We start from the raw sequence: 11,932 nt of genomic DNA on the forward strand, positions 1-11,932 counted from the left end.
AACAAAAGAACGCGCCCTTTTCTGTGCAAAAAATTCCCTTTTTGAAATTTTAATAGCAAGTATAGAATGCTGACGTAATAGCTTTTTAGATAGTAATTCCACTTCAAAACATACCACAAAGTAAGTATCTCATTCAAGGCCTCTAAGAGCTCGTATAAGCGATTTTAAATCTTTGGAATGAATATATACCCCCACCACTACTATGAGCCATAGGGGAGCCACTATGAGGTCTATTCTTACGTCACGCACGATTTTTTCAAATTTTTAAGGGGTGGCATGATACTATAAAGCCTATTAGAAAAAACGTTTCTTTTTAAATTTTAGTAAAAACCTTACCTGTTTTAGACATCAAAAAAAATCACTGTTTCCAGTGACCGAATTTCAATAAAAGACGTCCCACAAAAGCACCCTGATTAATTAAACTAAAAATATTATACCATTTTCTATTTTAGTTTTTTTGGAATTTCTTCCTAAGAATATTATAACATAACAGGGGAGATTATGAATAACAAAAACGCAATCAGAAAGCTAAATGAGTTTAGACGTTGGCAACACATCGCATATAGCCATAATCTAGCATATAACGATGACTTTATACTAACCTTAAACAACTATTCAAAACCACCATACACGCGCAGAGAACAGCTCTCAATCAATCGTGAGTGTGCCTTAGAAGAACTTAACGCTATAATGGACGCTATTAATTCAATAAAAGACATGAGACAGAGGCAGATATTAATTCTGAACTATCTGGTAAGCGTAAAGCTAAACAACTATGATATATATTCTTTAATGGGTAAATCTGAATCGTGGTATTATCCAAAGAAAAAAGAAGCCTTGAATAGCTTTATAAAATATTATCGTGGCGGGTGTCTTCTAGATATTTAAAAGGATAAGATTAGGATAAGGTATAGCACTAACAAATAACAAGTTTTGACATCATTAATATAACCAAAAATCCAATCATAGCAAGGCTTACGGACAATTATTCACTTGAAAACTTTACCTTGCCTTAAAATGTCAATCTCAACCTAATTACTAGAAAATATCAGTATATCAATGAACAATGGCAATTTATTTCAGACGACATGAAAACGGAGCTTAATCACCTTGTCATCTTGCTTGTCGCACTTCCCGCCGTACTGTACAAATTTATTCACGTTAGGATTTAGACCATAGTTAGTAATAGTAAGATAAAAGAAAGCTATTAGTTGCTTATCTATCAAGCTTTTAAGGCTATTATAGAAATAATTCTTGGTCAAGTTATCCTAACACCCCCGACCTTAAAATAAATCACTAAATTATTAATCATAAGACCGGTGGAGATCCCCGACTGTCCAAAAATCTGTCTCACGCGCGTGAGGGGGGTACCCCCCTATTTAATAAAAGTCTATTATATCAAGGTTTTTGATAATATTTTTCATTTTTTTATTGCTGTTTTTATCTTAAATTTAACAACTTTTATCATAATAAAATACTCTATTGTACTAATATATTTAAAGTGATATTATTCATGTATTGAATGTATAAAATTTTAAAAAGGGAATTTCTAGTTCTTATTCATGTAGAAATAGTAGGTAAAAAATGAAAAATAAATTATCTAAAGAATGGTTGCTTGAGAATATTTACAATCTTATTCTTGATATAGATATATCAGAAAAGGAACGAGAGATATTAATGTACGCTAAGATTGAACTAGAAAACAATAGATATGATCTTCAAGTAGCAAGGATATTAAACGGTGACCTATCAACACTAGCATTACAACAACAACTTTCTGAAAAAGTTATTGCCTTTAGTTTAGAATTACAAAAACGGACATTATTGAATAATAAAATCGGTCCAAATTCGATACTATTCTTTTAATAATCAAAGCACCTCTAAATATGTCTTTTCAAAAATAGCAAAACCGTAAAAATCCCCCTGTAAATTTAGCTATATTAAAGTTATAATATTTAATATAGTTAAAGGAAAAATTATGCCAAACAATAAGAATGAAAAACAATTATTAAATTATCCAAAGTTAATCGAAAAAATGAATAATATTGGAATTCTTTTTAATAATATCGATGAAGAACTTGCTTTAAAGATTATTTCAGAAAAAAGCTATTATTATAAAATTTCTAGCTATCGAAAGCTTTTCCCAAAAAATAGAAATAAATATGATATTGAGTTTCAAATCCTATCAGATATTGCAAGTATCGATATGCAAGTAAGATATCAGCTTTTAAAAATGTGTCTTGATATTGAACACGGAATAAAAACAAAACTAATGGATGCATTTGTTAGGAATTCTCGAATAGATGCATATAATTATGTTGAAAAGTATAAAAGGTGTTATCCTACTGGATATGAGGCCTGTATTAACAATCTTAAATATAGCCCATATCTATCCGAAATGTATGAAAAACGAAAAAGCAAAATTCCTATTTGGGTACTTGTTGAGATAATGAGTTTCGGTGAATTACTAAATCTTGTGGAATTATACTTTATTGATTTTCCTAAAAAAAACAAGTTGCAAAAAGCCTATGAATTAGGAAAATTTGTTCGAAACATAAGAAATACCTGTGCTCATAGTAACGTTTTTTTTATTGAATTTAACAAATAAAAAAACTAAAATTTCAACTCGTGTCGTATCTGTTGCTGAGCAAGTACATTTAAAAAGAGAGGACATTCAATATCCTAAACTTCATGATTTATTTTGTCTAATGATACTACATAGCGAGTACTGTAGCAATGATATTCAAAAGTATCGAAGGAAAGAAGCAATTCAGCTTTTAAAAAGAGCCACTAGAAACAAAGATGCTTACAGCACTAACGTGAGCTTGCAAAAATCATTTAATACTATAAAGAAAATGCTTGCCTTACTAAAAAAGAAATGATAAAATAATCCTAATTGAAAAAGAAACCAATTCGGTTACACTGCTCTAGGCTTGCATCTCTATGTAGGTAAGGGTTACAAATTATAAAAAAGCACCTAGACGTAGGTGCCTTTTTCTTGCTTGTGGGACTCATTTTTTTGTGTACCTTTTTTCGTACTTTTTGTGAACTAATATGTAAATCAATAAGATGACAATATTGTCTAAATCTTTATAAATTAAGGTTATTCAACTATATCAAATTATATGCTAATAGCACTGAATAAACCACGATTTTTCATTCTTACTAACGAAACCAAGCCTCAAGACTTGATTCTTTTCCTTTACTCTATATTAACAATGTCTCTATTATAATTTATTCGTAAAAGAATAGCAAAAAACTAAACAGCTCTGCTATTCCAAAAGAAAAAGCCCCTATGGAAGTTGGGACAAAGATGTGACTAGCTCTCAGGTACAAACTTAAATAAGACAAACGACATAATCGTGGTCATGCAAAAGAAGAAGATTTTCATCCAAACGATTGGTACAAAAATAATGGAGATTCCCATTAAAAGCCAAACTTGAAGGAGAATTTTTTTCTTACGACTTCTTGAAATCGTACGCGATTCTAAGTAGTCTCCAACATAGAATCGATAAACTTTTGTTTCAATTAGCCAATCATTGAAACGCTCTGAACTTCTTGAAAAGCAAAAGCCTGCTAAAAGAAGCAGAGGGGTTGTGGGTAAGATTGGTAATGGTATGCCAATAATTCCTAAAACAAAGCTGACGTAGCCAATGATGATATAGATTGTTTTTTTCATGAGTTTCCTTTTTTAAAATCTAACTATTATCATATCAAATTTTTCACCTTTTTTCTCTCAGAATGCATTAAAATGATGGAAAAAGGATTGATAATTACTTTAGAAAACGTTATCATTAAAATGAGAGAAAATCTCTTGCAAATAAGAAATGAGGAAATACTATGAAACTTATTGGTCTCATCGGAACTAATTCAAGTCGTTCCACTAATCGTAAGCTTCTTCAATACATGGAAAAACACTTTGCAGACAAAGTTGATATTGAATTGATCGAAATCAAGGATATCCCAACTTTTAACAAACCTGCGAATAAAGTTATCCCAGAGATTGTTAAAGAAATCGCTGCAAAAATTGATGCTGCTGATGGTGTTATTATTGGTACACCTGAGTATGACCACTCGATCCCTGCCATCTTAATGAATGCACTAGCTTGGTTATCTTATGGTATCTTTCCACTATTGAAGAAACCTGTTATGATTACCGGTGCATCTTATGGCACTCTTGGGTCATCACGTGCTCAATTGCAATTACGTCAAATCTTAAATGCACCAGAATTGAAATCAACTGTTTTTCCAGATGAATTTTTATTATCCCATTCACTTCAAGCCTTTGATAACGAAGGTAACTTATTTGACCTAGAAACGATTCAAAAATTAGATGCTATCTTTGATGACTTCCGTATTTTTGTAAAAATTACTAGCAAACTGTCAAACGCTCAAGAACTTTTGAAAAAAGATGCTGAGAACTTTGACTGGGAAAGCTTATAATAAGAGAGGAAGACAGATATGAAATTTGTAGGTATCGTCGGCTCAAATGCTGAACAATCATATAACCGTACCTTACTTGAATTTATTAGACGTCAGTTTAAAACAAAATTTGAGCTTGAACTATTAGAAATCAAAGATATTCCGATGTTCAACCAAGATGACACTGATCAGTCAAATGAATTTGCAGTACAATACATGTACAATAAAATCACACGTGCTGATGGTGTTATCATTGCTACTCCTGAACATAACCATACTATTACACCTGCATTGAAAAGTGCTTTAGAATTGATGTCCTTCAATTTGCATCCACTTGAAAATAAACCAGTTATGATTGTTGGTGCATCATACTATGACCAAGGTACATCACGTGCGCAAGTTCACTTACGTAAGATTCTTGATGCACCAGGTGTGAATGCCTATACACTTCCAGGAAATGAATTCTTACTTGGTAAAGCTAAAGAAGCTTTTGACGACAAAGGCAATATCATTAACGAGGGTACTGTGAAATTCTTAGAATCATGTTTAGATAACTTTATCAAATATGTTGGTGTGGTTTCGGCTTTAAGAAAACCAAAAGCAATCCAACCTGAAGACTTAGATGCTGGTAAGCCAATTGCAACAACTATCCAAGGAATTGACCCTGATGATCCTGATTGGTTGGAAAAAGCTTCAAAACAGGTCAATGCTGTTGAAGGGGACACTTATGTCAAACTTGATAATGGTCTTTTGACTGTTGATCAAATCAATATGTTCTTGAAAGCTATGCCATTTGAATTGACATATGCCGACGATAACAACCAGTTCCTATATTACAACAATGCCCATCAAGATCCTGAAACAATGTACGCAAAACGCGTTCCTGCACAAGTTGGTAACCGCATGTCAACTGTTCACGGAAGCCTTCCTCCAAAACGTATGAAAAACGTTGAATGGGTAATTGGAACACTTCGTAATGGTAATCAAGAATATGTACGTACAATCGTTCCTGGCTCCCCTGCTGAAATCATCAATACCCATAACTACCAAGCAATGTACTATCCAGATGGTTCATATGCTGGTATCAATGAGATTGTCTTCAACTTTAAACCATGGTTAGACTGGTACTTAAAAGAAACTGGTCAACACTTAGCTGGTGGTAAAGCAAGCGCAATGCCTGCTGCTACAGCTCATGGCCATGCTGATGCAAGTTCTGGTGCATCAGATGCTGGTGAAGCGGCGGCTGCCGCTGAAGCTTCTCCTGCAATTGTTGCTGAGGCAGATGCCAACTCAGGTGCTTCTGAAAGCTAATTTCAAACTCCTTATAAAAAAATCAAACAGTTAGTTTAACGAGAGATTAGCTTCTCTCGTTTTTTTATAAAATTTATTAAATAGAGGTTTCCTATGTCACCATTTCAAGAAAAAATTGAAGCTGCCTGTAGCAAAAAAGTTGCCCTATTCGACGAAAGTTTTGCGCGCTATGCCCTCCGTTCAATGTTTGCAGGGGCTTATTTAACAATGACTACTGCTGTTGGAATTTTAGGAGCAGATATGATTGCCACTCAATTTCCATCTTTAGCACGCTTCACTTTTACAATCATCTTCGCCATTGGTCTTGTCTATGTTCTCATTTTTAATGGTGAACTGGCAACTTCAAATATGATGTACTTAACAACGGGTGCTTATTATAAGAAACTCAGCTGGGCAAAAGCGAGCTTAATTATTTTCTACTGTACTATCTTTAATTTGGTCGGAGCTATTATACTAGCTTGGCTATTCAATCAAGGCTTCATGTTCCATCAGTTAACAGATAAGAGTTTTGTCATCACTGCCGTTCAAACTAAACTATCTAAAACAGATTGGATGAATTTTGTCGAAGGGATTACTGCCAATATGTTTGTTAACATTGCTATCATGGGTTACATGTTACTGAAAGAAGAAAGTTCTAAATTCTTCATCGTTATCAGTGCCGTTTTCATGTTTGTTTTCCTTGTTAATGAACATTTAATTGCCAACTTCGCTTCCTTCATGTTAGCAGCCTTTAGTCCTGTTGACCATATTAAAGGGTTCACTTTAGTCAACGTTCTTCGTCAGTGGATTAGTGTTTACTTTGGTAACTGGGTCGGAGGAGGTCTCTTTATTGGGATTGCCTACGCTTGGCTTAACAAAACAAAAACAAAACATCTTGATGGCTTATAAGCCTAGCCTAAACTGGATAAAAAGAAAAAGACTAGCTGTCTTCATTGCTTTTGAGCAAGATTAAGCTGGTCTTTTTTTGAATAATGGCAGAGCTTTAGATCCTTTTGCCTTTATAATTAAATGCAATTCTAGATAAGACTTCTGGGTCCTTATTTTGCAAATAGTCTTTAGCTTCTTGGCGAATTGATTTTAGGGGAACACCTTGTGCACTTGCTGCATAAACACAGCCACAATAGCACTGACGATAAATGTCATAAGTCTCACATAGTTCAACCGAACGACGATAGCCATTATTTTTCTTGAAATCACTCGGTAAATACTTGGTATTGTAAATTTTTTGGATATCAATTCCAATACTATTAATCAGCTGGGCATTTTTATGGGGACTAATTGTCAATGCACTCGCAAAATAATCAAAACCAAGGTCAAGAGCTTTCTTAGCCGTTTTATCAAGACGGTAATCAAAGCAGACATGACAACGGCTACCTCCTTCTGGTTCTTGTTCTAACCCTCGGACAAGACGAACATACTCGCTTGGTTGGTAGTCTTCTTCAATATAGGACACCTGCTGACCAGTATCTTGGTTGAAATCAGCTATAAATTGCTGAGTCACTAATGCACGCCTCATGTATTCTTCTTTAGGATGAATGTTGGAATTAGCAAAGTAAACTGTCACGTCGGCATACTCCGTTAAATATTCAAGAGAGTAAGTCGAACACGGTGCACAACAAACATGCAATAGAATACTCGGACGTTCCTCATTTTCTGACCATTTCTCAATCATTTTTTGAAGTAAGCGGTCATAGTTTACTTTTTGATTGGGCTTCATCTGATCCAGTAATTCATCTATTTCAATCATTAGTTGCTGTCAGTACACACTTTCTATCATTTTTTGTCATCTTATTATCTAGTTATCATTTTAACAACAAAAGATTGCGGTGTAAAGTATCTGTTAAAACCATTTGCTCCTACATATAGCAATTTAAATAGTAAAAAAAGAAGGCCCGAGGGACTATCTTTTTTCTAGGCATTATCATCGCTTTCCGGTTTCAAGGCTCAGACCTAAAAAAGCCCACTGGGCTTTTCCTCGCTTTCTTGTTTCTAGGCTCAGACCTAAAAAAGCCCACTGGGCTTTTTTAGTTATTCAAATACAAACTGGTTGTGGTAGAGTTCTGAGTAGAAGCCTTTTTGTTTAAGCAGTTCGTGGTGATTTCCTTGTTCAATGACTTCTCCGTCTTTTAAGACAATGATTTCATCTGCATTTAAGATCGTTTTCAATCGATGGGCAATGACAAAACTTGTGCGCCCTGCCACAATTGCTTCCATTGCTTTTTGAATTTTACTTTCTGTAACCGTATCAACATTCGACGTCGCTTCATCTAGAATAAGCACTTGTGGATCTGTTAATAAGGTACGTGCAATTGAAATCAACTGTTTTTGCCCCGTTGAAAAGATATTATCATCGTCAGATACTTGAGTATTATAGCCATCTGGTAGGGACATGATAAATTCATGGATATGGGTAGCACGTGCAGCTGTCTCAACCATTTCTTGGCTGATTAAGGCATCACCAAAACGAATATTATCAGTAATGGTACCTGAGAAAAGAACAGATTCTTGCAATACAATACCGACATTTTTACGTAGACTATCTAAGTCATAGTCACGAATATCAATACCATCAAAAGTGATTGAACCAGAATCAACATCGTAGAAACGATTAATCAAGTTCATAATGGTTGTTTTACCAGAACCTGTTGGCCCTACAACGGCAACCATCTTACCTTTTGGGGCTGAAATAGAAACATTGGATAAGACTTTTTTATTTGGTAAATAAGCAAAATCAACATTTTTAATTTCGACACTGTCTTTTAATTCAGTGAAGACTGGTGCATTCTCTGGGCGAACTTCTTCTTTTTCATCGAACATTTCCTGTATGCGTCCAGCACCAGTGAAAGCTAACTGTAATTCACCCCATGAGGCTGCAATTTGCATGATTGGTTGGTAGTACTGTTGTGAATACTGGACAAACATAACAACTAATCCCAAACCTACTGCCGCTGAAATGGACTTATCGTCTAAGACAATTTTAGACCCAAAGAAGATTACAATGGCTGTATTTAAGAGACTCATCCCGTTCATGACAGGGAAAAGCAAGCCTGAGAAGAGTCGCCCTTTGAAGGTTGCTTGACGAACTTTTTCATTATGAATAAGGAAACCATCAATGGTTTCTTTTTGAACACCCTGAACAATGATTGCTTTTTGCCCTGAAATCTTTTCATCCATATAAGCATTAAGAGCTGACACTTCTTTTTGTTGGATGTTCGTGTATTTACGTGCCAAACGGATAATAATAATCAAGAAAATCAAAGCAAGTGGCGTTGTAGCAACCGTTAGCCAAGCTAGTCGAACATCTTGTCTAAACATCATCCACACTAAACCAATGTACAAGGCAGCATTTGTAACCACCTGTACTAACGATTGATTGAGAGAGTTTTGAATATTATCAAGGTCACTAGTAAAACGAGATAGGATATCACCATCTTTATGTTGATCAAAAAAGGCAACCGTCAAACGTTCCAATTTCCCAAACAAACCTTTTCTCATGCGGTTTGTTGAATGAGCAACGATTCTCGTAAATAAAAGGCTATAGACGAGGTTAGCTAAAGCTGTAAAGATATATGCCAGTAACAATTTCCACATTATTGCCATAAAGTCTGACATATCAGGTTTAAATCCTGTTTGTCCAGCCATTTTTGCCATGTAATATTTTTGACCAATTTTTCCCAATTCTGTCAAGGATTCCCCTAAGAAAACTGGTGCTTTAACTTGTAAATAAGTAGCTAAAACGATAGCTATAAAGATAAAGAAAAATGATAATTTATAACGTTTAAAATAAAACCAGAAAAATCGTGCTGTTTTCATTAGTCTTCCTCCTTACCTTTCTGAGTTTCGTAAATTTCACGGTAGACTGCGTTGTTAGCAACCAATTCAGCATGGGTTCCTTGACCAATAAGCTTACCGTCATCTAAAACGAGGATGGTATCTGCTTTAACCACTGATGAAATCTTTTGAGCAATAATAATTGTAGTCGTCTCTTTCAAGTCTCTATTTAAAGCTTCTTGAACTAGTTTTTCTGACTTAGCATCTAAGGCTGATGTCGAATCGTCCAAGACTAAGACCTTGGGATTACTGATAACCCCACGAGCAATGGACATCCGCTGTTTCTGCCCACCAGAGAAATTATTGCCACGTTCTTCAACTTGACTTTCATAGCCTAAATCCATTCGGTCAATAAACTCTTGAGCTTGCGCAATTCGAGCTGCCGATTCCATAGTTGCTAAATCTGCAGAAAGGTTTCCTTGTCGGAGATTATCGGCAATCGTCCCTGAAAAAAGAATGGCTTTTTGCAAAACAATTGAAACTGTTTCACGTAGTGTTTGTTGGCTAAGTGTTTTTAAATCTTTACCACCAATTGTAATGCGACCTTCTTGAGGATCAAACAAACGTGGAATAAGTTGTGCCAAAGTTGATTTTCCGGCACCAGTTGCCCCAACCACACCAACCATTTGTCCGGATGCAATAGAAAACGAGATATCTTTCAAAATAGGTTCATCATCATTTGGATATGAGAAAGACACATGGTCGAAGACAATATCTCCTGTCAAATCTTCTTTTTCTTCTGAATCAAATGTCATAGCTGGTTCAGTCTCTAAAACTTCCTTCAAACGACCAATTGAAACAAAAGCACGACTAGCCTGCATCCCCATGAAGCCAACCATGATAATTGAGAACATAATTTGCATCATATAAGTCATAAAGGATGCAATACTTCCAATAACTGTAGGATCAGTTTTAACCATTTTTGAAACAAGTAAAATAGAAACAAAGATTGCTAGGTAAGAAACCAGCATCAAGGCAGGCTGCATCATTGAAAAACCATAACCAATAAACATATTAAGATCTAAGAGCTCATTTGATGTTTCTTTAAATTTAGCGTACTGTTCTCTTTCTTGAACAAATGATTTTACAACACGAACCCCACGCAAATTCTCCTTAGCAATTCGGTTAATTTTATCCATCATACTTTGGAATTTACCAAAACGTGGTCCCATTTGACTCATTACCAAGGCCATAATAATTGCTATCAGTACAACCATAAGGATAATAATCCACCAAAGTTTTGGTAACGTATAAACTGCCATGATAAAGGCCCCTACAAATAAGATTGGTAACCGTAAGAGGACTTGGAAAATCATCATCACTAAGTTTTGAATTTGGTTAACATCGTTGGTCATACGAACAACTAAGTTACCAGCATTAAATTCCTCAACATTGGCATAAGAAAAATCTTGAATTTTTCTAAATGTTTGCTCACGAATATCAGCTGATACCCCTTGAGCAATCTTGGCCGCCAAGATTGTATTAACAGCACCTGCAATTAAACCAATTCCTGCAATAAGTAAAAGTAACTGTCCGACTTCCGTAATTTTATGAGTATCGTTTTTCATGACAGCACTAAGAACATCTTTTAGATAATGTGGTTGCAATAAAGCACTGGCTACCACAACTATTATCATTAAAATAGAACCTAGAGCATACCATTTATAACGCACGATGGCATCTTTAAACATTTTTCTCTCCTTTATATTCCGCAATGTTTTGCTTTAACTGGTTTACGACATGCTTAACAGTCATAATATCCTCTTTTGATATTTCCTTAAAAAAATGATTCTCGATAGCTTTTCGGCACTCTTGTAATAAAGGTATCTTTTCTTTTCCTGCCTCGGTTAAGATTACTTGCTTGTAGCGTTTATCTTCCTTAGAAGGAACAACTTGAATAAACCCATTTTTTTCCATCCGTTTTACTAGATTACTTGAAACTGATTTTGAAATATGCAAGGCTTTTTCAATATCTTTAACAAAAATTTCGCGATCTTTATTTTTTTCCAGAAAGATAAGAACATGGCCTTGAGGGCCAGCTAAGTGGTCGATATGATACAATTTAGCGACTTCTTCAGTCATCTGTTCGATTTGGTGGGTTAAGACGCGAAGGTCAGCAATAATTCGTGACATGTTTTCCCTCCTTAGTTCTCATGCTGACTATTTTAGTTCTCTTGGAAACTAATGTCAACAAAAAACACTTACAATTTCCAAAAATTTTAATTTAATTCATTGAAATGATGGCAAATTACAAGTTCAAGTTAGCCATTTAGTAAAAACTCTTTAGGAGATTTATAATCTAGTATTTTTTTAGGATAGTTATTTATCCAATTTTCAATGAATGCGACCTGTTTTAGGGTCGCATTCT

Annotated in this window: 11 protein-coding genes and 1 pseudogene; 6 read left to right on the forward strand and 6 right to left on the reverse strand. The window is 34.8% G+C overall.

Going from position 1 to position 11,932, the window contains the following annotated elements:
- The first annotated feature begins 501 nt into the window (after positions 1–501).
- The 3 genes from ACVRZD_RS08615 to ACVRZD_RS08625 all read left to right on the forward strand — a co-directional run bounded on the left by ACVRZD_RS08615 (position 502) and on the right by ACVRZD_RS08625 (position 2,608).
- Positions 502–888 (forward strand): ArpU family phage packaging/lysis transcriptional regulator, encoded by a 387-nt coding sequence (locus ACVRZD_RS08615; RefSeq protein WP_037626252.1) that lies wholly within the window; start codon positions 502–504, stop codon positions 886–888.
- A 696-nt stretch (positions 889–1,584) separates the two neighbouring features.
- Positions 1,585–1,866, forward strand: a complete 282-nt coding sequence (locus ACVRZD_RS08620; protein WP_037626254.1) for a bacteriocin immunity family protein — start codon at positions 1,585–1,587, stop codon at positions 1,864–1,866.
- 112 nt (positions 1,867–1,978) lie between these two features.
- Complete coding sequence (locus tag ACVRZD_RS08625) at positions 1,979–2,608, forward strand: Abi family protein (protein WP_230588954.1); 630 nt, start codon at positions 1,979–1,981, stop codon at positions 2,606–2,608.
- A gap of 711 nt (positions 2,609–3,319) precedes the next feature.
- Here the strand turns inward: ACVRZD_RS08625 and ACVRZD_RS08630 are convergent.
- Positions 3,320–3,679, reverse strand: a complete 360-nt coding sequence (locus ACVRZD_RS08630) for a YbaN family protein (protein WP_037626255.1) — start codon at positions 3,677–3,679, stop codon at positions 3,320–3,322.
- 161 nt (positions 3,680–3,840) lie between these two features.
- Between ACVRZD_RS08630 and ACVRZD_RS08635 the strand changes: the two genes are divergently transcribed.
- From ACVRZD_RS08635 to ACVRZD_RS08645, 3 genes are all read left to right on the forward strand, one after another.
- Positions 3,841–4,443: an NADPH-dependent FMN reductase gene (locus ACVRZD_RS08635; protein WP_447450434.1), complete on the forward strand. Its 603-nt coding sequence runs from the start codon at positions 3,841–3,843 to the stop codon at positions 4,441–4,443.
- An 18-nt stretch (positions 4,444–4,461) separates the two neighbouring features.
- The gene (locus tag ACVRZD_RS08640; protein ID WP_447450435.1) at positions 4,462–5,733 is read left to right on the forward strand and encodes an NAD(P)H-dependent oxidoreductase; all 1,272 of its coding nucleotides are present in this window, start codon (positions 4,462–4,464) and stop codon (positions 5,731–5,733) included.
- Between the two features lie 93 nt (positions 5,734–5,826).
- On the forward strand, positions 5,827–6,621 hold the full coding sequence (locus ACVRZD_RS08645; protein ID WP_037626257.1) for a formate/nitrite transporter family protein: 795 nt from the start codon (positions 5,827–5,829) through the stop codon (positions 6,619–6,621).
- Positions 6,622–6,715: 94 nt separating this feature from the next.
- On the opposite strand, the gene ACVRZD_RS08650 is transcribed toward ACVRZD_RS08645, so the two are convergent.
- The 5 genes and pseudogenes from ACVRZD_RS08650 to ACVRZD_RS08670 form a co-directional block, all read right to left on the reverse strand.
- Entirely contained in the window at positions 6,716–7,480 is a 765-nt protein-coding gene (locus tag ACVRZD_RS08650; RefSeq protein WP_037626259.1) for an epoxyqueuosine reductase QueH, read from the reverse strand.
- Between the two features lie 281 nt (positions 7,481–7,761).
- Positions 7,762–9,546: an ABC transporter ATP-binding protein gene (locus ACVRZD_RS08655; protein ID WP_037626261.1), complete on the reverse strand. Its 1,785-nt coding sequence runs from the start codon at positions 9,544–9,546 to the stop codon at positions 7,762–7,764.
- A complete protein-coding gene (locus tag ACVRZD_RS08660; RefSeq protein ID WP_037626263.1) occupies positions 9,546–11,255 on the reverse strand; it encodes an ABC transporter ATP-binding protein in 1,710 nt (569 codons plus the stop codon). The genes ACVRZD_RS08655 and ACVRZD_RS08660 overlap by 1 nt, the downstream gene beginning before the upstream one ends.
- Positions 11,248–11,697: a MarR family winged helix-turn-helix transcriptional regulator gene (locus tag ACVRZD_RS08665; protein ID WP_037626265.1), complete on the reverse strand. Its 450-nt coding sequence runs from the start codon at positions 11,695–11,697 to the stop codon at positions 11,248–11,250. Before ACVRZD_RS08665 ends, ACVRZD_RS08660 begins: the two co-directional genes overlap by 8 nt.
- Before the next feature lie 128 nt (positions 11,698–11,825).
- A pseudogene (locus tag ACVRZD_RS08670) lies at positions 11,826–11,932 on the reverse strand (IS30 family transposase); the annotation flags it as partial.

The sequence above is a fragment of the Streptococcus hongkongensis genome (genome assembly GCF_053206145.1).